The organism is Nitrospirillum amazonense (genome assembly GCF_029594735.1).
Classification (GTDB): domain Bacteria; phylum Pseudomonadota; class Alphaproteobacteria; order Azospirillales; family Azospirillaceae; genus Nitrospirillum; species Nitrospirillum amazonense.
This window is the reverse complement of the sequence record NZ_JARPAF010000003.1, coordinates 234,762-258,352: the sequence shown is the minus strand read 5'-3', so window position 1 is coordinate 258,352 and position 23,591 is coordinate 234,762. Positions and strand designations below refer to the sequence as shown.

Genomic DNA, 23,591 nt, shown 5'->3' with positions numbered 1-23,591 from the left:
ACTGGATGTGCCTCCCGTGAGTCTCGACCCGACCGATCCGCCCCCCTTGTCGCCCGTGCTGCTGGCCGGGCTGGCGGCGCGTGTCCTGCCACCTCTGCCGCTTTTGGGCCGTCCGCTGGCCGGGCCCGTGGCTGCGCGCCTGTCACAGATGGCCTTTGATCGCCTGCAACGGCGCCATGAAGCACTGTTCCAGCGCTTGGCGGTATTGGGGGAGCGGGCCTTCCTGGTTGATCCGAGTGACCTGCCGGTGCGCTTCCTGCTGCGGCCGGCGGGCGTGCGGCCCGGCCTGTGGCCCATCGCCGATGGGGACGCCCCGCCCCCGGCGGCTGCCACGCTGCGGGCGCCCCTGGCGGCACTGCTGGCCTTGCTGGAGGGTCGTGCCGACGGCGACTCCCTGTTCTTCAGCCGGCAGCTGATGATCGAGGGCGACATGGAGGCGGTGCTGGTCCTGCGCAATGCCGTGGACGGCGCGGACATCACCCTGGAGCGCGATTTGGCGGCCCGCCTGCCCCGGCGCGTTCTCACCATGGCGCGGCGTTGGTACGGCGATATCGACGGCCTGCTGCACCTGGTGGCGCGTGCCGCGTGGCAGCCCGCCGCCCTGGCGGTGGCGGAGGTTCAGCCATGACGACCGCCTCCCTTTCCCTCGTCTGCCCCGCCGGAACGCCGGCGGCATTGGACGCGGCCGTGGAGGCTGGCGCCGATGCCGTCTATTGCGGTTTCGCCGACGCCACCAACGCCCGCAACTTCCCCGGCCTGAATTTCAGCCCGGTGGAGATGCGCGCCGCCGTCGCCCGCACCCACAGAGCCGGCCGGTCGCTCTACATCGCCATCAACACCTTCCCCCGGGCGGGGGAGGAGGCCACCTGGCACCGCGCCGTGGACAGCGCGGCCGAGGCCGGGGCCGACGCGGTCATCCTGGCCGACCTGGGTCTACTGGCCTATGCGCAGGCGACGCACCCCTCCCTGCGCCTGCACCTGTCGGTCCAGGCCGCCGCCTCCACGCCCGAGGCCATTCGCTATCTGGCCCAGACCTTCGGCGTGCAGCGCGTGGTGCTGCCCCGCGTGCTGACCCTGGCGGAGGTGACGGAACTGACGGCGGCGGTGGCGCCGGTGGAAACGGAGGTGTTCGCCTTCGGCGGCATGTGCGTGATGGCGGAAGGGCGCTGCCAGCTGTCCAGCTATGTCACCGGCCAGTCGCCCAACACCCACGGCGTCTGTTCGCCCGCCGGCGCGGTGCAGTTCCGACGCGAGCCCGGCGGCGACGTCACCGCCCGGCTGGGGGATGTCACCATCGACCGCCACCCGGCAGGTGCGCCCGCCGGCTATCCCACCCTGTGCAAGGGCCGGTTCCGCGCCAACGCCACCACCGGCTATCTGTTCGAGGAGCCGACGTCGCTGAACGCCGCCGAGCACATTCCCGGCCTGATCAGGGCCGGGGTGCGGGCGTTGAAGATCGAAGGGCGGCAGCGGGGCCGCGCCTACGTCGCCCGTGTGGTGGGTGAGTTCCGCCGCGCCATCGACGCGGCCGTGACCGGCGGCTTCACTGTGCCGGATTTGACCAGCGAGATGGAAGGCGGCCGCGCCACCGCCGGCGCCTACGACCGGCGCTGGCGCTGAGCGGGGAGGATGATCATGACCCTCGAACATCCCAAGCTGACCCTGGGCCCCTTGCACTTCCACTGGCCGGCTGCACGGCGGCGCGACTTTTACGCCCGCGTCGCCGATGAGGCGCCGGTGGACACCGTGGTCCTGGGTGAGGTGGTGTGCTCCAAGCGCGCACCTTTCTTCGACAGCCATATCCCCGAGGTGGCGGAACGCCTGCGGCGGGGCGGCAAGGAAGTGGTGCTGGGCAGCCTGGCGCTGGTCATGCAGGCACGGGAGCGCCAGAGCGTCATGGATCTGGCCGCTAGCGACGACTTCCTGGTTGAGGCCAACGACCTGACCGCCGTGGCCGCCTGCGCCGGCCAGCCGCACGCCATCGGCCCTCTGGTCGCCGTCTACAACCCCAGCACCCTGGAACTGATGGCCCGCCAGGGCGCCACGCGGATGTGCCTGCCGGGGGAGCTGACGGCCGACGCCATCGGGGCGTTGGCGGGGGCCGCCATGGCGACGGGCACCCAGCTTGAGGTGCAGGCCTTCGGCCGCCTGCCGCTGGCCATCTCCGCCCGCTGCTACCACGCCCGCGCCCATGGCCTGCACAAGGACGGCTGCCGTTACGTGTGCGAGAAGCACCCCGACGGCATGGACCTGGACACCCTGGACGGCGCCCCCTTCCTGACGGTGAACGGGGTGCAGACCCTGTCGGGCAGCTATCTGGACCTGCTGGGTGATTTGGGCCGACTGCGCGCCCTGGGTGTCAGCCGCTTCCGCCTGTCACCGCAGGATTGCGACATGGTGGCGGTGGCGGAAACGTTCCGCGCGGTGCTGGACGGCATCCTTCCAATGGCCCCGGCCCGCGACCGCCTGCGCGACCTCTGCCCCGGCCGGCGCTTCAGCAACGGTTTCCTGCACGGGGTGGAGGGCATGGCCTACCGGGCGGCGGGCAACATCGCTTGATGCTCTGGCATCGCCCTTCTGGCGATGAATTGCAAATATTTCTCGGGCTGCTAGTCTCCCGCGCGCAGCTTGGGCTAAGGGGGCATGAATGCGGTGGTGGCAAGCGCGAGGAATGGAACTGATCCTCCTTGTAGCCGTTGTCGCTGGACTGGTTCATGCCATCGACAAATCAGGGCTCGGTTTCCTAAGCTCTTGGATGTCGCCGATGTCACCGATGGAATACATTCGACGTGGCAAGCTGGAACTAGATGAAGAGGACTACAGGCAAGCCCTGGCTGATTTTACTCAGGCGGCTACCTTGGATGCACAGTCAGACGAAGCCGTCGTCTACCGCGCCTTCGCTCACTATCGTCTGGAAGAAAATCAAGAAGCAAGGTCCGATTACACCCTGGCGAGTAAGATTAACCCCCGCAACGCCATGGCTTGGCGCGGACTGGCTTTGGTGGAATTCGACAATCTGGAATTAGACGCAGCCATAAAGGACTTCACCAGATCCCTGGAAATTGAGGCCGACAATCACTCAGCCCTTACCCATCGCGCCCAAGCCTACTGGTCAATCAACGACTTCGACCACGCGATGGCGGATATCAACGCGGCATTGCGCCTGCAACCGGATTGGATCGAGGGGTACGGCTGGCGCGCTCGCGTTCATGAGGAAATGGGGGGCGATAAGGAAGACATCGCCGCCACGGCGGCGCGAGTTATGGCCAATTTCCCCGATAAGTCAGATGCTTACGACATTGCCGGCTAGTTGTATGAGGAACTGTCGCGCTATGATGATGCTGTCCGCGCCTTCACCGCAGAATTGCGGCTGGAGCCATCGGCGCGAACGTATGTGATGCGAGCGCATGACAGGCCCAAATCCGACAGGAAGGGAAAGGAGTCGGATTTGGCGGCGGCGCTGTCGCTGGATGCCGGCTTCTATCCGGCCTACCGGGAGCGCGCCGAAGAAGCGGTCGATGCCGGCGACCTTGAGACCGCAGTCACCGTTTATTCCGCTGCGTTGGAATCTCAAAAAGACCTTCCCGATGCGCTGGTGCGACGCGGCATCCTGCTGATGAAGCTTGGCAAGACGGACCTTGCCGCCAGAGACTTCGCCGCAGTTCGCGCCCAGCCCACCACCTGGGATCAGCTTAATCATCTCTGCTGGACCAAGGCCACGGGCGGCGTGGACCTGGAAACCGCGCTCGCGGAGTGTGACGCGTCCTTCACCATGCCCTGGCTAGAATCCTCGCGGTCTGTCACCTGGAACAGCCGGGGCTTCATCCTTTTGCGCCTTGGACGTTATCAGGAGGCCATCGCCAGCTATGATAACGCGCTGAAAATCAATCCGATCTCGGGCATGCCACTCTATGGTCGGGGCGTGGCCCGAATGCGAATGGGTGACCGGGCGGGCGGCGAAGCCGACTTAGCTCAAGGGATGCATTTTTACTACAGGGCCGCTGAGGATTTCGCCCGGTACGGCATAACACCCTAGGGCTGAACCGCCGCCGTCCCCGCCTGGTCCGTCCCGTTCTGCCGGCTGTCGGTGTGGGGGCTGGACACGGTTTCCGGGTTGGGATGATGCATGTCGGTGGGGTAGCCATCCGGTAAGGTGCGGCGGTCGGCGCCCAAGGCCTTGCGCATCTTGGTCACCGTGTCGACATCCACCGGCGCCGCCGCGTTGCCCCAGCTGTTGCGGACATAGGTGGCCACGGCGGCGATCTGTTCGTCCCTGAGTTTCCAGTTGAAGGCCGGCATGGTGGCCGGTGTCGGCCGCGCGTCGGTCGGCAGGCTGCGGCTGCCCACCAGCAGGACACGGATGAGCGTGCCGGGATTGGGTTGCTGCAGGTTCGGGTTGCCGGGCAGGCGGGGGAACATGGCCATGGAGCCGGCGCCGTCCATGCGGTGGCAGGCGGCGCAGGTATCGACATAAACGGCCTCCCCCGCCTTCATGACAGCGGGGTCTGGCTTTTTAGGGCTGTCGTCGGCGCGCGCCGGGCGGTCACGCAAATAGGCGATGATGGCGCGCACGTCGTCGTCGGTCATGCGCGAGGTGGAGTAGGCCACCACCTCGCCCATGTCGGCGGACGCGTTGGCGTGGGCGTTACGGCCCGTCTTCAGGTATTGGAACAGCTCCTCGTCGCTCCACCCCCCGATGCCGGTGCGCTTGTTGGGGGTGATGTCCGGCGCGTACCAGCCGTTGCCGATATCCCCACCGTGATAGTCGCGGCTGGTGCGCGGGGCGCCGAAGAGGTTCTTGGGCGTGTGGCAGGCGGCGCAGTGGCCCGGCCCCTCCACCAGATAGGCGCCCCGGTTCCAGGCCGCGGACTTGGCGGGATCGGGCCTGTACTCCCCCTTGTCCAGGAACAGAAGGTTCCAGCCCACCATCAGGGCGCGGACGTTGAACGGAAACGGCAGATCGTTGCGCGGCGACCGCTTGGGCGAGGGCGGCAGGCTGCGCAGATAGGCGAACAGCGCGTCGGAATCCGCCCGGCCAATGCGGGTGTAATAGTTGTAGGGGAAGGCCGGGTAAAGATGGCCATCTGGTGCCTTGCCCTCGTGCAGGGCGCGGTAGAAGTCGTCCGCCGACCAACGCCCGATGCCGGCGTCCTTGTCCGGCGTGATGTTGGCGGAATAGATGGTGCCGAAGGGTGTCACCAGGGGGCGCCCGCCGGCGAATGGCAGGCCGCCCGGCACGGTGTGGCAGCCGACGCAATCCCCCTGCACCGCCACATAGTACCCCTTCGCCACATCCGCATCCTTCACCGGCGGATAAGGCCCGGACGTACCGGAGGGCGGCTGGCCGTTGGCGATGCCGCTGAGGCCGATGGCCACCAGCGACAGGGTGGCCACCAGGATGCCCAGGCTCAGCAGCCCGGTCACAAGCGCGCGCTGCAGGGGGGCCCTCACGTGTGCACCAGGGGGCCGGGGGATTTCAGATACTGTTCGCGCACCGCCTTCAGCGACCAATAGGCCAGCGCCGCCACGGTGCCGGTGGGGTTGTAGCCCGGGTTCTGGGGAAAGGCGCTGGCCCCCATGACAAACAGGTTGCTGACGTCCCAGCTTTGCAGATAGCGATTGACCACGCTGGTCTTGGGGTCGGCGCCCATGATGGCGCCGCCGGTGTTGTGGGTGGTCTGGTAGGGCACCACGTCCCAGGAGCCGTCGCGATACACCACCTTGATCTCGCGCGGGCCCATGGCGCGGGCGACGTCGGCCGCGCGGTCGGTGATGTAATGGGCCATCTTCTGTTCGTTGTCGGTGTAGTCGAAGGTCATGCGCAGCAGCGGCCGGCCGTAGACGTCCCGGTATGTCGGGTCCAGGTCCAGGTAGTTGCCGCGATGGCTCATCACCCCGCCGTGGGTGGAGATGGTGGTGGTCTTGAGGTAGTTGGCGGCCACCGCTTTCTTCCAGGCCCCGCCCCAGGTGGGCGTGCCCTCCGGCACCGGGTGGGTCTCGATGGGCCGGGCGCCCGTCTGCAACACCCCGAGGTAGCCACCGCCCAGGAAACCCAGGCCGCCATGGTCGAAATTATCGCCGTTGAAGTCGTCGATGTGCATCCCATGGGCGCCCGCCCCGATGAAGGGGTTCAGGATCTTGTCATCGAAGAAGGCGTTCACGAAGGAGGTGCGCTGGTAGGCGTAGTTACGTCCCACCACCCCCTCCCCGGTCCGCGGGACATACGGCGTGCCGATGCCCGACAGCAACAGAAGGCGGACGTTGTTGAGGGCGTAGGTGCCCAGGAAAATCAGGTCGGCCGGCTGTTCGAACTCCCGCCCCTGGGCATCGACATAGGTGACGCTGACTGCCCGCTTGCCCGTGCTGTCCCGGTTGATCGTCAGCGCCTCTGCCTCCGTGCGCAGGGTGAAGTTGGGCTTGCGCATCAGCACGGGCAAGATGGTCGTCTGCGCCGAGGCCTTGGAATAGTTGCCGCAACCGAACTTCTCGCAGAAGCCGCAATAGGTGCAGGGCCCCAGCTGCACGCCCAGCGGGTTGGTATAGGCTTCCGACAAATTGGACGACGGCTGCGGGAAAGGGTGGTAGCCCAGCTTGGCGGCGGCCTCCGCGAACAGCGTGGGGGCGTAGGCCTGGCGCATGGCGGGGGTGGGATAGCCCCGCTTGCGGGCACCTTCGAACGGGTTGCCGCCTGCCTGGATCTGGCCGTTCAGATTGCCCGCCGTGCCCGAGGTGCCGCAGAGGTATTCGAAACGGTCGTAGTGCGGTTCCAGGTCGTCATAGGTGACGCCGAAGTCCTGGATGGTCATGTCGGCGGGAATGGCCCTGGCGCCATAGCGCCGCGTAACATGGCTGCGCACCTCCAGGTCGCTGGGCAGGAAGCGCCATGTCTGCCCGTTCCAGTGCACGCCGGAACCCCCCACCCCCGTGCCCGGCAGAAATGAGCCCATGACGCGCATGGGCAGCGCCGTCTGGCTGATGTTGTTGCGGATGGTCAGCGTGTTGTGCGCCAGGTTCTCGAACAGCGCGTGCCGCCACATGTAGCGCAGCTCATCCTGGGCGAAGGTGGGGGCGAAATCGGTGGGGGTGTCCCGCCATCTTCCCCGCTCCAACGCCAGGACATTCAGGCCGGCATCGGTCAGTTCCTGGGCCACGATGGCGCCGGTCCAGCCGAACCCCACCACCAGCACGTCGACGGAGGGCAGTTTCTCAGACATGGGTCTTGGTCCCCACTTCCTTGGGCTGGCCGTCCTGGTCGCGCGGGGTCCAGCCGGGCCGGCCGGTGATACCGACGGGCGGCAGGGGATAGGGTTGGTTGTGACGGTCGACGAAGGGCCCATGGTCGTAGCGGGCGCCGGGAAAGCCGATCAGGCGCCAGCCGATCATGTCCTTGTTCCCGCCATAGACGGGGTCGCTGAAAAAGCCCTCGATGGTGTTCTGCAGCAGCAGGGTGAAGAACACCTTGGTGTCCACGCCCTCGATGGCCAGCTCGTTCGATTCCAGGCCCTTAAGCACTTCGTCCTGCTGGTCGGGCGGCAGCTTGGCGAAGGAGGTGCCGCCATGCTGCTTGGCCACCATATCGTCGATGGCGCGGATGGCGGAGCGGTACACCTCCGCCGGCGTCATGCGGCTTTGATAACCCTGGGTCTTCAGCGGCGGCGCCCAGGGCCCCTGCATGTACCAGCGGCTGGCATGCCCGTATTCGCCATCCAGCTGGCGATCGATGAACAGCGGCACAGCCGCCTCGATGGCCCCACCACCCAATTCATCGGCGGGGATCAGGCGCCCCACGGCCGCCTCGATGAACGCGGCCTCCGCCGCCGTGAAATAGATATAGCCGGCCCGGCGGTCAGCCGGAAACGGCGCATTCGCCGCCCCTTCCTGCCACGGCATGTCGCCCCGGATGTCGGGACCTGCGCCACCGCCCCGGGCGGACTGCTCCGGGGCGCCGGGCGCGGCCAACGGTAGGGCGCCGGCCGCGCCGGCGGCCAGACCGGCGCCCAACAGGCCGCGCCGGCTGAGTTTGGTTTCCATCAACTCTCTCCACCAGTTGGCCGGCATCGTTAAGTCGGGGCGGGCGGGCCTGTAGCCGGTCGCCAAGCCAATGCTCCAGCCCCGTATTGGTTCCCGTCGAAATGCGGGCGGCACGGAACAGGGCGGATGGGGCAGCGGTTCCCTTAATTCAAGACGGGCGGAAAACGCCCTTCGATCAGTGACCGAGGAGGAACCCCATGGCTTCTTTTGTGCCGCCGCCACCCTCTCCTGAACCACCCCGTCCCCGCCCCCGCACCAAACTGGAGCAGCTGGCCCACGGCGCCTATCACGGCACGGGCGAGGCCCCACCCCCACCCAAGCAGGCCCAGCGCCCGTCGGGTACGAGGCTGACCGATCTGCTGACCAGCGCGCCCGTGGCCTACACCGCCTTTGGCGTGGTGCTGGGCTTCATCTTTGCCAGCCGCCGGCGCTGAACAGGAAAAGACCCGCGGGAAGGGACGCCCCCTCCCCGCGGGTCTTCTCGGCCTAGGACAGCAGGCGTCCTCAGCTCTTGGCGTAGTGGAACGCCGGCTGGTTCTTCAGCGCATCCTTGTTGCCGCCCGGCAGTTCGATCTTGTCATCGGTGATCTGCAGGGCGCTGTAAGGGATGGCCACCAGACGGTCGCCCACACCCAGGAAACCGCCCACTGACAGGATGGCGTAGGGCACGCTGTCCTTGGGCGAGATGATCAGGTCATCGACCGTACCGACGGTGTCGTTCTGGTCGTTCACCACCTTGGCGCCCACGATCTTGGACGAACGGTGGCCGGTGGCCACGGTCGCCACATCCACCTTGGTGGTGGCGATGCGCTGGGTGGTGCCCTGCGCCAGGGTCGGGGCGGCGGGTAGGACAACAGCGGTGCCCAGCGCCGACACACCCAGGGCGGCAGCCAGGAACAGATTGGCGCGTTTCATGGTAACTCCTCCAATTGGGGCGGGCCGCTTTTCCCAGAGGGCGCAGGGCGCCTGGGCGGGCCGCCCGGTTGTTGCAAGGCGGTTTTGCTAACCATTTGAACAACAATTGAAAGCTGCCCGTGGTTCCCGGTGGGGATCGTCCGCCCCATAAATGCCCCAGGCGTTAACGGCTAAGCACTGATAGGGCATCAAGCGGCGGCGCGGTTCAGCCGCGTCTTGGCCAGCATGGTCAGCCACTCGTCCGTGGCCTTTTCTTCATCCAGGCTGAGGCGCAACAGCTCGGCGCTGTCCGCCCGGCCCAGCATCTGGGCCCAGGCGACCAAGGTGCCATACCGCGCGATCTCGTAATGCTCGACCGATTGGGCGGCGGCGACAAGGGCGGCGTCCAGGACACCCTTGTCCGCCACCTCCCCCACCACGTCGTCGGTCTCATCGATGATACAGTCGATGGAGGGACACTTGGCGATCTCCGGTACCGCGCCATGCATCTGGAAAACCTGTTCCAGCCTGGCGATCTGCTCCTGGGTTTCACGCGCGTGCGTCTCGAAACCGTGCCGCAGCTCAAGGTCTGCCGCGCGCGCGGCCATCTTGGGCAGCGCCTTCGCGATGCGACGCTCGGCGTAGTAAATGTCCTTCAACTGGTACACGAACAAATCGTGCAGCGTTTCGATGTCCTTGGTGAACATGCCCATGGCCGTATCCTCCGCATGCGGGCGGGATTCCCCGTCCACCGCCTTGAACACGGACCTGCACGTTTTTGTTCCGAAAGTTCATGCCTGCTGCAACTGAAGCAGCTTGTCCAGGCGCACGGGGATGTCGCGCAAACGCCGGCCCGTGGCATGGTAGATCGCGCTGGCGATGGCGGAGGAGGTACCGACATTGCCCAATTCACCCAGGCCCTTCACGCCGGCCGGATTCACCTCGGTATCGGTTTCCGGCACCAGGATGACCTCCACCCCCTCCACATCCGCATTCACCGGCACCAGGTAATCCTGCAGGTCCCGATTGACGGTGCGGGCATGGCGCGGATCGATTTCCGTCATCTCATGCAGCGCGGCGCTCAGACCCCAGATCATGCCGCCCATCAGCTGGCTGCGGGCGGTGCGCGGGTTCATGATGCGGCCAGCGGCGAAGGCGCCCACCATGCGCGGCACCCGGATCTCGCCCGTGCGGGCGTGCACCCGCACCTCCACGAACTCCGCCCCGAAGGCGTACATCAGCACCGGGCCCTTGGCCCCGCCCATGATGCCGGGATTGCCCTGCCGCAGCTGTTCAACCGCCCCGGGGGCTGAGCCTTCGGGCGCGAACTCGGCATAGTCCTCCAGCTGTGTCGTGCCCAGCTTCTGAAGCAGGGCGCTCAGCGGTGCCGACCGGCCGCTGTCCAGCACGGCCATGCCATCGCGCAGGGTGAAGCTTTCCGGCGTGGCCGGAGGGCCGCTGTTGACGGTCGCGGCCCGGTAGAGCTTGTCGCGAATGGCGCCGCAGGCTTTCAGCACGGCGGAGCAGACGCTGGCCGTGCTGACCGACCCGCCGGCGACGGGGCCCGCCGGCAGGGCGCTGTCGCCCATTTCCACCGTCACGTCCTCGACGCTCAGGCCCAGCGCCTGCGCGACGGTCTGGGCGGCGACAGTCCGCACGCCCGTGCCGATTTCGTGCGCCGACGTTTGTACCAGCGCCTTGCCGTCGGCCGTCAGGCGCACCCGCGCGGCGCAGGGCGCCACCTGGGTGGGATAGACGGCGGTGGCGCAACCCAGGCCCACCAGCCAATCGCCATCCCGCATCGCGCCCGTCTTCCATGCGCCGGCATCCAGGCGGCGCTGCCATCCGAAGGCGGCGGCCGCCTCGTCATAGCACCGCATCAGGGACCGGCTGGTGTAGCGCTTGCCGCTGACCGGGTCGGCCTGGGTATCGTTGACGCGCCGGAATTCCACCGGGTCCAGTCCCAGCTTCTCCGCCATCTCGTCCATGGCGCACTCCAGCCCGAAGACGTAGGGCGTCTCCGGCGGGGAACGCATGTAGCCCGGAGTGTTGCGGTCGGCCTTCACCAACTGCACCTTGGTGCGCACGGCGCCATAGGCGTACAGGCGCGCCGTGGTCTCGGTACCGCCCACGACATAATCGTCGGGGCGCGACGTCAGCTCCCAGCCCTCATGGCTGAAGGCGCGGATCTTGCCGTCGCGGCCGGCACCCATCCGGATGCGCTGGCGCGTCTCCGCCCGGAAGGTGGCGGTGGTGTAGCCCTGGGCACGGGTGCAGACGCACCGCACCGGCCGCTGCACCAGCTTGGCCGCCAGGGCCACGGCGGCGGTGCGCGGCGTCATGGGCCCCTTGGAGCCGAAGGCACCGCCGATGTATTCGCTGACCACGCGGATGTTGGCCGCATCCATGCCCAGCTGCTTGGCCAGTTGCGCCCGCCATCCCGCCACGAACTGGCTGGGCTCGTACACCGTCAGCCGCCCATTGTTCCATTCCGCCGTGGTCGAGAACAATTCCATGGGATTGTGATGCTGCGCGGCGGTGTTGTAGGTCGCGTCCAGCACCACCGGCGCCGCCTTGAATGCCGTATCGAAATCGCCCGCCTTGGGGTCCTCCGGATACATCGGGCTGGCGCCTCCGCCAGCCACGATCTCCACGCCGCTGGTGTCGAAGCCGGCGCTGGGCGTGTCGTGATCGTAGGTGACAGCCACCAGATCCGCCGCCTCCTGCGCAGCCTCCTGCGTCTCGGCCACGACGATGGCCAGCATCTGGCCATCGTGCCAAATCCGCTCCTCATTCAGCGGCTGGATGGAGGTGCTGCCGCCGGTGCCGAACTTGGGCGCAGTCAGCTGGCCTTTGGCCCGGTCCCGCGTCAGCACCAGCAGCACGCCGGGAACGGCGGCGGCGGCTGTGGTGTCCAGGCCGCGCACACGGCCGCGGGCGATGGTGCTGGTCACCATCACGGCGTGGGCCAGGTTATGCAGGGGGGTGTCGGCCGGATAGCGGGCCTGGCCCGTCACCTTCAGCCGGCCATCGATGCGGGCGACGGGTGCCCCCATGTTCTCCCGGGACGGTTCCCCGGGGGACGGCTTCCCAGGGGGCGGCGGCACGGCGTCAGGCATGGGTCACCCCGTTTCGCGTTGTCGGCGGTGGCGGTTGAAGCGCGCCGGCCTGCAGCAGCGCCTGCACCAGCACCTCCTGGCCCAGGGGCACCTTGAAGGCATTGTGCGCACGGGTGCGGGCGCCGGCGAAAGCGGCATCGGCGGCGACGCGGGCAGCACCCTCATCCAAGGGTTTGCCCACCAGAGCGGCCTCCGCCGCCTCGGCCCGCCATGGCACGGTGGCGACACCGCCCAGCGCGATGCGCGCCTGTTTCACGCGGCCACCTTCCAGGTCCAGCGCCACGGCCGCCGATGCCAAGGCGAAGGCGTAGGAGCGCCGGTCGCGCACCTTGACGTAGCGCGACCGCCAAGACCAGGGGCTGGCAGGCACCACCAAAGCGGTGATCAGCTCATCCGGGGCCAGCGTCGTTTCAAGATAGGGTGTGGTTCCCGGCTGGCGATGGACCTTGGCCACCGGCACCAGGCGGACGCCGCGCGGGCCCGTCAGCTCCACCTGGGCATCCAGGACCAGCAGGGCCTGGGCCATGTCACCCGGATATGTCGCGATGCAGGCGTCGCTGGTGCCCAGCACGGCGTGCTGGCGGTTCAGGCCGTCCAGCGCGGCGCAGCCGGACCCGGGCCGGCGTTTGTTGCAGGGCCAGGACGCCTCGCGGAAATACTCGCAGCGGGTGCGTTGCAGAAGGTTGCCGCCGAGGCTGGCCATGGTCCGGATCTGCCGGCTGGCGGCCAAGGCCAAGCTGTCGGCCAGCACGGGATAGCGGGCGCGGATGCCGGGTTGATCCTCCGCCTCCGCCATACGGACCAGGGCCCCGAGGCGCAAGCCCTGATGATCCAGGGTGATACGGCCCAGCGCCGCCGTCTCTTGGCTCAGGCCGTTGATGTCCACCAGGTGCTTGGGCGACACGACGCCCAGGCGCATGTAGTCGACCAGGTTGGTTCCGCCGGCGACGACGGTGGCGTCGGGAGCGGCGCGCAGGGCCTCGGCCACGCTGTCGGCGCGATCAAACAGGAAAGGCTGCATGTCGCTACGCCTCCATCTCGGTCTTCGCCTGGCGAATGGCGGCGATGATGTTGGGATAGGCGGCGCAGCGGCAGATGTTGCCGCTCATGTATTCCCGTATCTGGTCGTCATCGCTGGCATGCCCCTCCTTGACGCAGGCGACGGCCGACAGGATTTGTCCCGGCGTGCAATACCCGCACTGGAAGGCGTCCTGGTCGATGAAGGCCTGTTGCATGGGGTGCAGGGTATCGGGCGCCGGCGCCAAGCCCTCGATGGTGGTCACCTGGTGCCCCTGGGCCATGACCGCCAGCCGCAGACAGGACAATTCCCGACGACCATCCACCAGCACGGTGCAGGCGCCACACTGGCCGTGATCACAGCCCTTCTTGGTGCCCGTCAGGCCCAGCCGGTCACGCAATGTGTCGAGCAAGCTGGCACGGGCGTCCAGGCTCAACCGGTGATCCTGGCCGTTGACTGTGAGGGTGACGGTGTGGAGCGCGCGGGGATCACGGGCTTCGGCCGCCTCAGCCGCCAGCGCGGTTGCCGCGTCCCCGGGGCCTGGCAAGGTGGCGGCCCCACCCGCCGCGGCCCCGCCGACGGCGGCCAGGAAATGGCGGCGGTTCACAGTGCCGGATTGGGAGCGGTCAGGCATGGCGCGGCGTCCCGGCTGGGATGGAAGGGCTCGGATGGGGTCGGCTTCGGCTAGGGAACGGCGCGGGCGCGTCCTGGTTCCGCGGCACCGGTGCCGCAGGTTTCTAATGCCGCGTCCACTGGGTCGTGGAGGTCGCATCGGCACCGGCCGGCAACGTGGTGGCGCCCAGGGCGACGACGCGATTGGGCAGACCCATCAGGCCGGCCAGCTTGGTGCGGGCCCGGTTCACGCGGCTTTTGATGGTGCCCAGGGCGCAGCCGCAGATCTCCGCCGCCTCTTCATAGCTGACGCCGGCCCCCCCCACCAGGATCAGCGCCTCGCGTTGATCGTCCGGCAGGGCGGCCAGGGCCACCTTCAGCTCACGCCCGGTGATGCCCCACTCCTGCGCCGGCTCCATCATCAGGCGGCCCGTGTGAAAGCCATCCGGATCGGCTACCTCGCGTTGGCGGCGCTTAGCGATGGAATAGTGGCGGTTACGCAGGATGGTGAACAGCCAGGCGCGCAGATTCGTACCGGGCGTGAACTGGTCGGCATGCGACCAGGCACGCACCACACAGTCCTGGACCAAGTCATCGGTATCGGCGGTGTTGCTGGTCAGCGACCGGGCGAAGGCGCGCAGCGCGGGCAACAGGCGCAACACCTCGTCACGAAATTCCGGCTGTCGCGCATCCGTGTTTCGCGTGTCGGCGTTCAGCGCACCCGCCGGCAGATCCGTCGATAGTAAATCAGATGGCATAACGTGCCCCGTATCAAGATTCTCTCAAGGAAAACGGGATCCTCGAGAATCGGATGGATGAGGTCTTCAGGTCGATTCGAGATTATCGCGGCGCTTTCTGCGGCACGCTGTGAAAGCATAGATCCATAAAACTGAGTCGTGTTCGGATTTTCCGGGAGGGGCTACACGTCTCTATTGTGCCACGAACACGTATATGTCGTAGGCGGAACCGCCTATACCAAACGAATTCATTATGGCAAGCGCCCTAGCGCGAAAACGTGCATCGAAAGTTTCCAGGGCCGAGGAAACTTTCGCGCCGGTCGGCAGGTTCGGAAACCAGATTGCCAGATAGAGAGGAGCGACGCAGATCATGCCGGCATACAGCAGCGCCCCCGCCGACCTCATCACCGAACAGCTACCCTGTTTGCGCCGCTATGCCCGGGCATTGACCGGCAGCGCCATCAGCGGCGACGCCTACGTCCGCATGGTATTGGAAACGCTGGTGCAGGACGGCGTGGGCATCCTGGGGCCGGACGCCGACCGCGGCACGCTGTTCCGTCTGTTCCACTGCATCTATGCCGGCGGGCATCTTGAGTTGGGGGACGAAGGCCCCGTGCCCGAAACCATGGGCCCTGGCGCCCTGTTGCGCACCCTGCCGTGCGAACGGCGCGAGGCGTTGTTGCTGACGGCGGTGGAAGGCTTCACCACCGATGAGACCGCGTGGATCCTGGGCCTGCCGCTGGACGAGGTGGAACACCAGATCAAGTTGGCCCGCCAGGCCTTCCGGGACGGCCTGCGGTCGGGGGTGCTGATGCTTGAGGACGACATGACCATCCGGCTTTCCCAATCAGGCGATATGCCGTCGCAAGCCCCAATGGCGGTCCACCACTCCGGCGGTGCCCGGCCCCCCAGTTCGGGCGTCGGCTTGCAATAAAATATGCTCGAGAGGGTGGTTGGCCACCGGCGGCTCCATTAAGCTGGCTGGACCGGCGGCGTCGCTTTGATCGAGAGAGTTGTTCCAGCTGTCGGGGGACACGTGGGCGCCAGGGCGCGCCCGCCCAAACAAGGCCCGATCACAAGGGCCGCATCCAGGGGATCCGTCATGACCAAGCAGCCGAAGGCCCCGAATGGCAAGCGATCGCTGCTGACGGCCAGCACCCGTCCGATGCCGCCCGGCCCGCAAACCGTGCTTGACCGGGGCCTGCGCGAGATGTTCGAGGATGAGGCGGCGGAACCCGTGCCCCAACACCTGTTGGACCTGGTCGACAAGCTGCATCAGAAAAACCGCAAGCACTGACACGGCGGCCAAGCCAAGCCGCGTTTCGCTCTTGACTCATTCATAGCCGATCAGCTATGGATTAATTCATAACTGGTTGGTTATGAATCTATGCCCCGAGACCCCGACCTCCTGTTCCGGACGCTGGCCGACCCGACCCGCCGGGGAATTTTTGAGCAATTGTGCCGGCGGGGGGAACAGACCGTGGCGGCGTTGACGGCACATGCCGGCGTTTCCCAACCCGCCGTCTCCAAGCATCTGGCCGCGCTGAAACAGGCCGGCCTGGTGCGTGACCGGCCGGAAGGCCGCCAAACCCATTACAGCGCACAACCCAAGGCCCTGGCCCCGCTGGCCGACTGGACCCAGCAGATGGCCAGCTTCTGGGACGCCCGCTTCGACGCCCTGGAAGATTTGCTGAAAAGGATGGATCAATGACCGCCCCTGCGACCGCCGCCGAAACACGTTCCGTCATCATCGAGCGCGAGGTGCCGTATCCGCCGGAGAAAATCTGGCGCGCCCTGACCCAGCCGCACCTACTGGCGGAATGGCTGATGAAGAACGATTTCCAGCCCACGGTGGGTCACCGCTTCGACTTCAGGGGCGACTGGGGTTCCGTGGATTGCACGGTGCTGGAGGTGGAACCGCAGCGTACCCTGTCCTACAGCTGGGCGGCCATGGGGCTGGACAGCGTCGTCACCTGGACCCTGACACCGTCGCCTACAGGTACCCACCTGCGCATGGAACAGGTCGGTTTCCGTGCAGACCAGGACCAAGCCTATCGCGGCGCCCAATACGGCTGGACCCAGTTCCTGGCCAAGCTGGAGCAGATCCTGGCCGGCATTCCCGTCTGAAATCCCAGCCCGACAGGAACTAGGGAGGCTTTTCCAATGAACTGGGCCACAAGCATCCGCCAGCTTCATCGCTGGCTTTCCATCGCCTTCACCGGTGGCGTCATCATCTATATGGCGGTCATGGGCGGGGGCCGGCAACCGGCCGCCTGGGTCGGATTGCTGGCCCTGGTCCCGCTGATCCTGCTGCTGGCCTCCGGCCTCTACCTATTCGCGCTGCCTTATATCCGCCGGGGTCGCGACGATGCGCGGCGCGTGAGCGGCTAAGCGCCTCAGGCGGGCACCGGCGCGACGTTTCGCTGGGGAAAACGGTGGCGGCGCATGGCCTCGACAAACAGGGTCAGCGTGTCCTCCAGTGTCTCGCCGGTGATGACCCCTTCCTCCTTCAGCACGGTGGGCAGGTTGGCGGCAGCCAGCACCTGTTCGCCTGTGCCGATGGCGGCGATGGGCTTGCCATGCAGAAAGGCCTCGTTGAGGAAATGGCGGAACAAGCCACTGGCCTGAAGGGCGCTGGTGTCCGCCCCGCCCGGCACGATCACCGCGTCATAAACCACCGACGGGGCGTTGGGCGCGGCGCGCGTGACGGGCACGAGGACGCCGTCGGCGCCCTGCACCGTGCCGGCGGTGGGGGCCACCACCTCCACGATTGCCTCCTCATCCATCAGCGTCTCCTGGATGATGGTCAGCTGTTCGGCGCTGACGCCCTTGTCCACCAGCACCGCCACCTTGCGACCCCGGATATCTTCCGCCAACCGGTCCATGCTGAGCGCAGGTGACCGGCCGACCCTAAGACCGGCATTGGGAAGATCGGCGCCGGTCTGGCCCGCGACCGCCGAATGCGTCCGAGCTTCCGGCAACGGAATGCCCGTCCGCGCGGCCACGCCCTGCGCCAACTCCAGCGCGATATTGCTCAGGATCACATCCATCACCCGCTGGCGCACCACCATGTCGGTGCACTGGTTCAACTCGAAAGCGAAGGCGGCGACGATGTGGTCTTTCTCCCACCCCGTCATGCTGTTCCAGAACAGGGTGGCCTGGCTGAAATGGTCACCGAAGCTGTCGCTGCGCACGCGAATCTTGGCGCCGTCCACCTTTTCGGCATAGCTGCGGAAGGCATCGGCGGCCTCCGGCGAATGCATGGGACAGCCGTGGGCAAGGCCATTGGGGAAATAGGCCACGCGGCCCCGGTTGATCTGCCGGCGGCCCATGCCGTCGCGCTGGTTGTTGTCCACCCGCTGCAGCGGCCGGTTGATGGGCAACTCGGCGAAGTTCGGGCCCACACGGCGCAGCTGGGTATCGAGATAGGAGAACAGGCGCCCCTGCAGCAGCGGATCGTTGGTGAAGTCGATGCCCGGCACGACGTGGCCGACGTGAAAGGCCACCTGTTCGGTTTCGGCGAAGAAGTTGCCAGGGTTGGCCGTCAGGGTCATCAGGCCCACCCGACGCACCGGCACTTCCTCCTCCGGGATGATCTTGGTGGGGTCCAGGACGTCGACGCCGTACTTGAACTCGTCCTCCTCCTCGATGACCTGCAGGCCCAGTTCCCATTGCGGAAAATCGCCGCGCTCGATGGCGTCGAACAGGTCGCGGCGATGGAAGTCGGGATCTTTGCCGGCGGTCTTCTGCGCCTCGTCCCACACCTGGCTGAAAACGCCCTTCAGCGGTTTCCAGTGGAACTTGACGAAGCGCGCCTTCCCCGCGGCATTCACCAGGCGGAAGGTGTGGACGCCGAACCCCTCCATGGTGGCGTAGCTGCGGGGAATGGCCCGGTCGCTCATCACCCACATTAGCATGTGGGCGGACTCCGGGGTCAGCGACACGAAGTCCCAGAAGGTGTCATGCGCCGACTGGGCCTGCGGAATCTCGTTATGCGGTTCCGGCTTCACCGCATGGATCAGGTCGGGGAACTTGACGGCGTCCTGGATGAAGAAGACGGGCATGTTGTTGCCCACCAAGTCCCAGACACCCTCCTCCGTATAGAACTTGACGGCGAAGCCGCGCACGTCGCGCACCGTGTCGGCCGACCCGCGCGACCCCGCCACGGTGGAAAAGCGCACGAACACCGGCGTTTCCTTGGCCGGGTCCTGGAAGGGCGCGGCGGTGGTGAGGTCGGTCAGCGGCTCATAGACCTGGAAGATGCCGTGGGCGGCGGCACCCCGGGCGTGCACCACCCGCTCCGGGATGCGTTCGTGGTCGAAGTGAGTGATCTTCTCCCGCAGATGAAAGTCTTCCATCAGCGTCGGCCCCCGGGCCCCAGCGCGCAACGAATTCTGGTCGTCGCTGACCTTCAGTCCCTGGTTGGTGGTCAGCGCCGACCCCGCCTCCTGGTTATCCGCCGCCAAGTCACGCTGCTTGGCCGTGTCACCGCCGACGAAGGGCACGCTGGGCATCGCGGGTTTGGCCGCCGGCTGGGCCACCGCGTCCGGGGTGGGGCTGGGCGTCGGCGGCACCGGGCGCACGGGCGTGTCGTCGTAACGGGTGTCGGACATGGGCTTCCTCTTTGTCGGGACGGCTTTGGCGAGATGGCGGTCCACGCTCCAACCGCCCGGCTCAGCTCAAGTTCCCCGCGTCCTGACGCTTTTCCGCGCGGCGCAGCACGGTCAGCACCGCGGCCTCCGCCGGGGACAGCCCCGCCGGCCCGTCCTGGCGCAGGCGCAACCGGAAACGGCCGGCCAGGTAATCGTCCATGATCACCGGGTGGACATAGCATTGACGGCAAACGGTGACGGTGTTGCCCAAGCGAGCCGCCACCTGTTTCAACGCGGCGGTGACCATGCGCCGGCCGTGGGTGGGGCTGGTGGGCGGCGGGCTGTCGTTCAGCGCCAGGGCCATCATGACCGTGCCGGCCCAGGTACGGAAATCCTTGGCCGTGACCCCGTCTTCACGCTTGGCCCCCTTCCCCTCCGCCGCCTCGCGAAGGTAGGCGTTCACATCAGCGGAACTGACCTCCCGCCGGTTACCGTCAGCGTCCAGATATTGGAAAAGGGGCTGCCCGGGCAGCTCCTGGCAGGCCTTGACGATCCGGGCCACCCGCCGGTCGGTCACCTTCAGCCGCCAGAGCTTGCCGCTCTTGCCCTTGAAGTCGAAGCGCAGGGACGACTTCTCCACGCTGACGTGGGCGGCGCGCAGGGTGGTCAGGCCGTAGCTCTGGTTGTCGCGGGCGTAATCGGCGTTGCCCACGCGGATCAGCGTCGTCCCCAGCAGGTGGACGATGGTCGCCAGCACCTTGTCGCGTGGCAAGCCGGGCAGCGCGAGGTCGCGGGCCACACGGTCGCGGATCAACGGCAGACGCCGGGCGAAATCGATCAGGTGGTGGAACTTGGCCCCCTCCCGCGCCTGGCGGAAGGCGGGATGGTACATGTACTGCTTGCGCCCCTTGGCATCACGGCCGGTGACCTGCAAATGGCCGTTGGCGTCGGCACAGATCCAGACGTCCGTCCAGGCCGGCGGGATGACCAGGGCCTTAATGCGGGCGCGCAACACTGGGTCGCGCACCGTGGCGCCGTCCGGCAGGCAATAGCGAAAGCCCGACCCGGACTTGCGTCGCCGGATGCCGGGATCGCTGTCGCTGACATAGACCAAGCCCGCCTCATCGCTCATTCGGCGGCCTCAGGCGCCTTCGCGCGGCGCTGGCTGAGATATAGTCCCTGGCCCACGACAGCCGTGGCCAGGATCAGGGCGTTGGTGGTGACGAACACCCAATTGCCCAGCAGCCAGGAATAGGTGACGAAGCCGATGGAGGTGGCGATCTGCCCCGTGAACAGCCAGGGCGACACCCCCTTGGTCGAGCGCTCGCGCCACTGCGTCCAAATCTGGCACGCCAGGGTCAGGAACAGCAGCAGCGCCGCTAGCCAGCCGATAAGGTCCGCGAAGCCAGGCGCGATCATCCGTTGTAGGCCCCCGCACCCACCTTCACCCCCAGCACGCGGCAGGCCGCGGCGCCCAAATCCTGCTCCAGCTCAAAATATCGGGCCCAGGGATCGGCGCGCCGCATCAGGGCGGGGGCATCGGCGGTGGTGTAGAAATCCGCCCGTTCCACCTTGGCCAATTCCTCCCAGCTGACCGGGCAAGCGACGGGGGTGCCGCCGCCGGCGCGCGCGGGCTTGGCCCGGGTCGAGTAGGGGGCAATGGCCGAGGAGCCCCGCGTATTGCGGAAATGATCGATGAAAATGCGACCCTGGCGCCGGGCCTTGCTCATGGTGGCGACGTAGGCGTCGGGGTTGGCTTCCACCAGTTGTTCCGCCACGGCCTTCGCGAAGGCGGCCACCACCGGCCATTGGCGGCGCCCGCCGGCGGCGCCGGAACCCAGCGGAGCCACGACATGCACGCCCTTGCCGCCCGTCAGCAGGGGGAAGCTGACGAGATCCAGCGCCGCCAGGACATCGCGCATGGCCACCGCCGCCGCCTTGACCTTGGCGAAGGGCAGGCTGACGTCGGGGTCCAGGTCGAATACCAGCCGGTCGGGGGATTCCAACTTGCGCACCTGGCTGCCCCATAGGTGCAGCTCCAACACGCCCATCTGGGCCGCCGCCCGCAACCCCGCCGCGTCCGTCAGGTAAAAATAGTCACTCTGTCCTCCATCCTTCTCCTTCACCGCCTTGCGCCGCCACCAGGCCGGCGTGCCGGAAGCGGCATGGCGCTGGAAGAAGCAGGCCTGCCCTGTTCCTTCGGGACAGCGCAGTAGGCTCAGCAGCCGGCCTGCGGCATAGGGCAACATGCGCGATGCCACCGTTTCCAGATAGTCGGCCAGGTCCTGCTTAGTCAGGCCGGAGACGGGGTCCAGCACCCGCTCCGGATGGGTCAGCGGGACCTGACCCTTGGGCGGGCCCGCTTCCTTCGCCGCCTGGCCGACGGGTTCCGCCTTTTCCAGCACCACGGCCTTGGCCGGCTTGTCGCCGCGCAACCCCAGGAAGCGGCCCTGCCGCACCAGTTGATCGGCGGTGAAGCCGGCGAAGGCGATTTCCGCCACCAACTCGGGCTTCACCCAGCGCGCCTCCCGGGCGATGGCGGGGGGTACGCTGTCCACTGCCACCGTCGAGCTCTTACGTCCCAGGGCGTGCAACCGCGCCTCCAGCCCCGCCTGGGTGTCGGCGTCGAAGCCGCTGCCCACCCGGCCGGCGTAGCGCAAGGCACCATCCTCCCTTAGGCCCAGCAGCAAGGAGGCGAAGGCCCGCCCATGGGTGGAGGGCGACCAGCCGACGATGACGAATTCCTGGCGGTTGCCGCACTTCACCTTCAGCCAGTCATGGCCCCGGCCCGGGTGATAGGGGGCGCTCGCCCGCTTGGCGATGATGCCTTCGAAACCCTGTTCACATAGGGTGGCCAGCAAGGCGGCGCCACCGCCCATCACGTGGTCGGTATAGAAGACCGGGCCGGTCTTGCCGGTTTCCCCCAGCAAGGCGGCCAGACGCGCCTTGCGTGCCACCAGCGGGCGGGCGCCCCAATCGCGCCCGGCTTCCGCCAGCAGATCGAAAACGTAGTAACTCAGCGCCGCCTGATCGTCCTTCATGGCGCGCTGCAGGGTGTTGAAGCTGCTGAGCCCCCGGGAATCCAAAGCAACGATCTCCCCGTCCAGCAGCACCGGCGGCAGGTCCAGCGCCGCCAGCGCCTGCACGATGGTGGGGAAGCGATCGGTCCAATCAAGGCCTGAGCGGGTGTGAATGCGCACCTCCTGCCCAGAAGCCGCCACCACCGCGCGGTAGCCGTCGAACTTGGCCTCGAACAGCCAATCCGGCCCCTCCGGCGGGGTATCGACCAAGGTGGCCAGCGCTGGCTCCATGAAGGCGGGCGGCAGAATTTGCGCGCGCGATGGCCGCACCGTATCCGGCCCCTTGGATCGCTCTTTCGATGGATGGTCCAGCACCTCGTCATCGGGGATGTCACGGCCCACGGCGCCCTCCCTCAATGGTCCAAGCGGCCGACCAAGGCGCGGGCGTCATCGGGCGCCCGCAGCTTGTCGGTGTTGTCGAAGTAGAGGAAGACGTCGCGCGGCGAGGGGTGCGGGTCGGTTGGCGGCTCGACATAATCGTCACGCCCATAGTCGCCGGCGTCCAGCGGCCGCCCCCCGGCCCAGGCGGCTACACGCCGCGCCCAGCGGTCCAATTCGTCGGTACCGTAACCGCTGCGGTACAGTTCGCTGGAACCGTGCAGGCGGCAGTAGACGAAGTCCGACGTCAAATCCATAAGGCGCGGCCATGCAACCGTGTCGGCGCAGACCAGCGCCACGCTGTGCTGGCGCAGCAGGTCGATAAAGGCTGGATCGCGAAAACTCTCGTGGCGGATTTCCACGGCATGGCGCAGCCGACGGTGAGGGCCGGATTGCATCCAGGCGCGGGCCTTGAGATTATCGTCGTGGCGGTGGGCCAGGTCGGCCGCGTGTTCCGTGTCGTGAGGCAACAGCGCCAGGAAGTCGCCCAACAGTTGGGCATCGAATTTGAAGCTGGGCGGGAATTGCCACAGCAGGGGTCCCAGCTTATTCCCCAGCCGCAGCAGGCCGGAGGCCAGGAAGTTGGCCAGCGGAGCCACGGGATCCTTCAACCGCCGGATATGCGTGATATAGCGTGGCGCCTTTACCGCAAAGACGAAGCCGTCGGGCGTCTCCTCATTCCACCGGGCGAACACGTCCGGCGTCTGCAGCCCATAAAAGGTGCCGTTGATCTCGATGCTGCGGAAGACGCCGCTGGCATATTCCAACGCGCGGCGCTGGGGCAGGCCTTCCGGGTAAAAGGCCCCACGCCAGGGGGCGTAGGTCCAGCCGGAGATGCCGATGCGAACGTCCGCCTGGGGCGCCATGATGCCGCCGGTCCTTCCTTACCACCACTTGCCCAACCACCAAGCCAGCGCGAAGGCCACGATCACCAAGGCCAGGCTGACCAGCAGGACGGCCAAGACCGGCCGTCCCAGGGTGGCCCCCCGCGCCTCCCGCGCGGTCAGGACGACATGGTCTTTCTTGCGTTCCATCTTCGGGCCCTCGCTCGCTGCCAGGTCACAGCCAAAGCAACCACCGGATGCCGCGCAGGGTTCCGTGGCGGGCGGAAAGGGGGCGGTGGCAGGCCC

26 protein-coding genes are annotated in these 23,591 nt (G+C 67.2%); 11 read left to right on the top strand and 15 right to left on the bottom strand.

Translation table 11 applies throughout. The features are described from left to right. The first annotated feature begins 16 nt into the window (after positions 1-16). From ubiT to P5F91_RS19580, 5 genes are all read left to right on the top strand, one after another. Complete coding sequence (ubiT, locus tag P5F91_RS19600) at positions 17-628, top strand: ubiquinone anaerobic biosynthesis accessory factor UbiT (protein ID WP_145613434.1); 612 nt, start codon at positions 17-19, stop codon at positions 626-628. Next, positions 625-1,620 carry a ubiquinone anaerobic biosynthesis protein UbiU gene (ubiU, locus tag P5F91_RS19595; RefSeq protein ID WP_277908013.1) on the top strand — a complete coding sequence of 332 codons (996 nt, stop codon included), beginning with the start codon at positions 625-627 and terminating at the stop codon, positions 1,618-1,620. Before ubiT ends, ubiU begins: the two co-directional genes overlap by 4 nt. Positions 1,621-1,635: 15 nt before the next feature. After that, positions 1,636-2,559, top strand: a complete 924-nt coding sequence (gene ubiV, locus P5F91_RS19590) for a ubiquinone anaerobic biosynthesis protein UbiV (RefSeq protein WP_277908012.1) — start codon at positions 1,636-1,638, stop codon at positions 2,557-2,559. A 112-nt stretch (positions 2,560-2,671) separates the two neighbouring features. Next, positions 2,672-3,310 (top strand): tetratricopeptide repeat protein, encoded by a 639-nt coding sequence (locus P5F91_RS19585; protein WP_277908011.1) that lies wholly within the window; start codon positions 2,672-2,674, stop codon positions 3,308-3,310. After that, entirely contained in the window at positions 3,311-4,036 is a 726-nt protein-coding gene (locus P5F91_RS19580; RefSeq protein ID WP_277908010.1) for a tetratricopeptide repeat protein, read from the top strand. Here P5F91_RS19580 and P5F91_RS19575 read toward each other — a convergent pair. From P5F91_RS19575 to P5F91_RS19565, 3 genes are read right to left on the bottom strand one after another with little or no spacing between them, the layout of a single operon-like run. Then, the gene (locus P5F91_RS19575; RefSeq protein ID WP_277908009.1) at positions 4,033-5,451 is read right to left on the bottom strand and encodes a c-type cytochrome; all 1,419 of its coding nucleotides are present in this window, start codon (positions 5,449-5,451) and stop codon (positions 4,033-4,035) included. The two genes, P5F91_RS19580 and P5F91_RS19575, sit on opposite strands and share 4 nt — an antisense overlap. Continuing rightward, positions 5,448-7,214: a GMC family oxidoreductase gene (locus P5F91_RS19570; protein WP_277908008.1), complete on the bottom strand. Its 1,767-nt coding sequence runs from the start codon at positions 7,212-7,214 to the stop codon at positions 5,448-5,450. The genes P5F91_RS19575 and P5F91_RS19570 overlap by 4 nt, the downstream gene beginning before the upstream one ends. Then, positions 7,207-8,031, bottom strand: a complete 825-nt coding sequence (locus P5F91_RS19565) for a gluconate 2-dehydrogenase subunit 3 family protein (RefSeq protein WP_277908007.1) — start codon at positions 8,029-8,031, stop codon at positions 7,207-7,209. Before P5F91_RS19565 ends, P5F91_RS19570 begins: the two co-directional genes overlap by 8 nt. Positions 8,032-8,228: 197 nt before the next feature. Between P5F91_RS19565 and P5F91_RS19560 the strand changes: the two genes are divergently transcribed. Next, a complete protein-coding gene (locus P5F91_RS19560; protein ID WP_277908006.1) occupies positions 8,229-8,465 on the top strand; it encodes a hypothetical protein in 237 nt (78 codons plus the stop codon). A 70-nt stretch (positions 8,466-8,535) separates the two neighbouring features. Here the strand turns inward: P5F91_RS19560 and P5F91_RS19555 are convergent, their stop codons facing one another. From P5F91_RS19555 to P5F91_RS19530, 6 genes are all read right to left on the bottom strand, one after another. Continuing rightward, positions 8,536-8,946 carry a PRC-barrel domain-containing protein gene (locus tag P5F91_RS19555; protein ID WP_145613426.1) on the bottom strand — a complete coding sequence of 137 codons (411 nt, stop codon included), beginning with the start codon at positions 8,944-8,946 and terminating at the stop codon, positions 8,536-8,538. Positions 8,947-9,134: 188 nt separating this feature from the next. Then, positions 9,135-9,638, bottom strand: a complete 504-nt coding sequence (locus P5F91_RS19550; protein ID WP_277908005.1) for a YciE/YciF ferroxidase family protein — start codon at positions 9,636-9,638, stop codon at positions 9,135-9,137. Positions 9,639-9,716: 78 nt separating this feature from the next. Beyond that, positions 9,717-11,981 (bottom strand): xanthine dehydrogenase family protein molybdopterin-binding subunit, encoded by a 2,265-nt coding sequence (locus P5F91_RS19545; protein ID WP_277908004.1) that lies wholly within the window; start codon positions 11,979-11,981, stop codon positions 9,717-9,719. A gap of 55 nt (positions 11,982-12,036) precedes the next feature. Next, positions 12,037-13,065 carry an FAD binding domain-containing protein gene (locus P5F91_RS19540; RefSeq protein WP_277908003.1) on the bottom strand — a complete coding sequence of 343 codons (1,029 nt, stop codon included), beginning with the start codon at positions 13,063-13,065 and terminating at the stop codon, positions 12,037-12,039. Between the two features lie 4 nt (positions 13,066-13,069). Further along, positions 13,070-13,696 (bottom strand): (2Fe-2S)-binding protein, encoded by a 627-nt coding sequence (locus P5F91_RS19535; protein ID WP_277908002.1) that lies wholly within the window; start codon positions 13,694-13,696, stop codon positions 13,070-13,072. A 103-nt stretch (positions 13,697-13,799) separates the two neighbouring features. Beyond that, positions 13,800-14,432, bottom strand: coding sequence for a sigma-70 family RNA polymerase sigma factor (locus tag P5F91_RS19530; RefSeq protein WP_277908001.1), 633 nt, complete (start codon positions 14,430-14,432; stop codon positions 13,800-13,802). Between the two features lie 349 nt (positions 14,433-14,781). On the opposite strand from P5F91_RS19530, the gene P5F91_RS19525 reads away from it, so the two are divergent. From P5F91_RS19525 to P5F91_RS19505, 5 genes are all read left to right on the top strand, one after another. Further along, the gene (locus P5F91_RS19525; protein WP_277908000.1) at positions 14,782-15,345 is read left to right on the top strand and encodes a sigma factor-like helix-turn-helix DNA-binding protein; all 564 of its coding nucleotides are present in this window, start codon (positions 14,782-14,784) and stop codon (positions 15,343-15,345) included. Between the two features lie 168 nt (positions 15,346-15,513). Beyond that, positions 15,514-15,708, top strand: a complete 195-nt coding sequence (locus P5F91_RS19520) for a NepR family anti-sigma factor (RefSeq protein ID WP_088875491.1) — start codon at positions 15,514-15,516, stop codon at positions 15,706-15,708. Positions 15,709-15,798: 90 nt separating this feature from the next. Continuing rightward, entirely contained in the window at positions 15,799-16,122 is a 324-nt protein-coding gene (locus P5F91_RS19515; RefSeq protein ID WP_145613419.1) for an ArsR/SmtB family transcription factor, read from the top strand. Then, positions 16,119-16,538: an SRPBCC family protein gene (locus tag P5F91_RS19510; protein WP_277907999.1), complete on the top strand. Its 420-nt coding sequence runs from the start codon at positions 16,119-16,121 to the stop codon at positions 16,536-16,538. Before P5F91_RS19515 ends, P5F91_RS19510 begins: the two co-directional genes overlap by 4 nt. A gap of 36 nt (positions 16,539-16,574) precedes the next feature. Then, positions 16,575-16,802: a hypothetical protein gene (locus tag P5F91_RS19505; RefSeq protein WP_277907998.1), complete on the top strand. Its 228-nt coding sequence runs from the start codon at positions 16,575-16,577 to the stop codon at positions 16,800-16,802. A 5-nt stretch (positions 16,803-16,807) separates the two neighbouring features. Here the strand turns inward: P5F91_RS19505 and P5F91_RS19500 are convergent, their stop codons facing one another. The 6 genes from P5F91_RS19500 to P5F91_RS19475 all read right to left on the bottom strand — a co-directional run bounded on the left by P5F91_RS19500 (position 16,808) and on the right by P5F91_RS19475 (position 23,495). Next, positions 16,808-19,024: a catalase gene (locus P5F91_RS19500; protein ID WP_277907997.1), complete on the bottom strand. Its 2,217-nt coding sequence runs from the start codon at positions 19,022-19,024 to the stop codon at positions 16,808-16,810. A gap of 61 nt (positions 19,025-19,085) precedes the next feature. Then, on the bottom strand, positions 19,086-20,135 hold the full coding sequence (locus P5F91_RS19495; RefSeq protein WP_145613416.1) for a DNA topoisomerase IB: 1,050 nt from the start codon (positions 20,133-20,135) through the stop codon (positions 19,086-19,088). Then, positions 20,132-20,422 carry a PQ-loop domain-containing transporter gene (locus P5F91_RS19490; RefSeq protein WP_145613415.1) on the bottom strand — a complete coding sequence of 97 codons (291 nt, stop codon included), beginning with the start codon at positions 20,420-20,422 and terminating at the stop codon, positions 20,132-20,134. The genes P5F91_RS19495 and P5F91_RS19490 overlap by 4 nt, the downstream gene beginning before the upstream one ends. Then, entirely contained in the window at positions 20,419-22,425 is a 2,007-nt protein-coding gene (gene ligD, locus P5F91_RS19485) for a DNA ligase D (protein WP_277907996.1), read from the bottom strand. The genes P5F91_RS19490 and ligD overlap by 4 nt, the downstream gene beginning before the upstream one ends. A gap of 11 nt (positions 22,426-22,436) precedes the next feature. After that, positions 22,437-23,327, bottom strand: a complete 891-nt coding sequence (locus P5F91_RS19480; RefSeq protein WP_145613413.1) for a DUF72 domain-containing protein — start codon at positions 23,325-23,327, stop codon at positions 22,437-22,439. Between the two features lie 18 nt (positions 23,328-23,345). Beyond that, complete coding sequence (locus tag P5F91_RS19475; RefSeq protein ID WP_157999499.1) at positions 23,346-23,495, bottom strand: hypothetical protein; 150 nt, start codon at positions 23,493-23,495, stop codon at positions 23,346-23,348. Positions 23,496-23,591 lie beyond the last annotated feature (96 nt).

Excerpts from the sequence above, each read along its gene's own strand:
- P5F91_RS19550 (WP_277908005.1), bottom strand. The coding sequence starts at position 9,638 with ATGGGCATGTTCACCAAGGACATCGAAACGCTGCACGATTTGTTCGTG.
- P5F91_RS19490 (WP_145613415.1), bottom strand. The coding sequence starts at position 20,422 with ATGATCGCGCCTGGCTTCGCGGACCTTATCGGCTGGCTAGCGGCGCTG.
- ubiU (WP_277908013.1), top strand. The coding sequence starts at position 625 with ATGACGACCGCCTCCCTTTCCCTCGTCTGCCCCGCCGGAACGCCGGCG.
- P5F91_RS19555 (WP_145613426.1), bottom strand. The coding sequence starts at position 8,946 with ATGAAACGCGCCAATCTGTTCCTGGCTGCCGCCCTGGGTGTGTCGGCG.
- P5F91_RS19535 (WP_277908002.1), bottom strand. The coding sequence starts at position 13,696 with ATGCCTGACCGCTCCCAATCCGGCACTGTGAACCGCCGCCATTTCCTG.
- P5F91_RS19585 (WP_277908011.1), top strand. The coding sequence starts at position 2,672 with ATGGAACTGATCCTCCTTGTAGCCGTTGTCGCTGGACTGGTTCATGCC.
- P5F91_RS19500 (WP_277907997.1), bottom strand. The coding sequence starts at position 19,024 with ATGTCCGACACCCGTTACGACGACACGCCCGTGCGCCCGGTGCCGCCG.
- P5F91_RS19530 (WP_277908001.1), bottom strand. The coding sequence starts at position 14,432 with ATGCCATCTGATTTACTATCGACGGATCTGCCGGCGGGTGCGCTGAAC.
- P5F91_RS19475 (WP_157999499.1), bottom strand. The coding sequence starts at position 23,495 with ATGGAACGCAAGAAAGACCATGTCGTCCTGACCGCGCGGGAGGCGCGG.
- P5F91_RS19510 (WP_277907999.1), top strand. The coding sequence starts at position 16,119 with ATGACCGCCCCTGCGACCGCCGCCGAAACACGTTCCGTCATCATCGAG.
- P5F91_RS19480 (WP_145613413.1), bottom strand. The coding sequence starts at position 23,327 with ATGGCGCCCCAGGCGGACGTTCGCATCGGCATCTCCGGCTGGACCTAC.
- P5F91_RS19520 (WP_088875491.1), top strand. The coding sequence starts at position 15,514 with ATGACCAAGCAGCCGAAGGCCCCGAATGGCAAGCGATCGCTGCTGACG.
- P5F91_RS19505 (WP_277907998.1), top strand. The coding sequence starts at position 16,575 with ATGAACTGGGCCACAAGCATCCGCCAGCTTCATCGCTGGCTTTCCATC.
- P5F91_RS19495 (WP_145613416.1), bottom strand. The coding sequence starts at position 20,135 with ATGAGCGATGAGGCGGGCTTGGTCTATGTCAGCGACAGCGATCCCGGC.
- P5F91_RS19565 (WP_277908007.1), bottom strand. The coding sequence starts at position 8,031 with ATGGAAACCAAACTCAGCCGGCGCGGCCTGTTGGGCGCCGGTCTGGCC.
- ubiV (WP_277908012.1), top strand. The coding sequence starts at position 1,636 with ATGACCCTCGAACATCCCAAGCTGACCCTGGGCCCCTTGCACTTCCAC.
- P5F91_RS19560 (WP_277908006.1), top strand. The coding sequence starts at position 8,229 with ATGGCTTCTTTTGTGCCGCCGCCACCCTCTCCTGAACCACCCCGTCCC.
- P5F91_RS19525 (WP_277908000.1), top strand. The coding sequence starts at position 14,782 with ATGCCGGCATACAGCAGCGCCCCCGCCGACCTCATCACCGAACAGCTA.
- P5F91_RS19570 (WP_277908008.1), bottom strand. The coding sequence starts at position 7,214 with ATGTCTGAGAAACTGCCCTCCGTCGACGTGCTGGTGGTGGGGTTCGGC.
- P5F91_RS19540 (WP_277908003.1), bottom strand. The coding sequence starts at position 13,065 with ATGCAGCCTTTCCTGTTTGATCGCGCCGACAGCGTGGCCGAGGCCCTG.
- P5F91_RS19545 (WP_277908004.1), bottom strand. The coding sequence starts at position 11,981 with ATGGGGGCACCCGTCGCCCGCATCGATGGCCGGCTGAAGGTGACGGGC.
- P5F91_RS19515 (WP_145613419.1), top strand. The coding sequence starts at position 15,799 with ATGCCCCGAGACCCCGACCTCCTGTTCCGGACGCTGGCCGACCCGACC.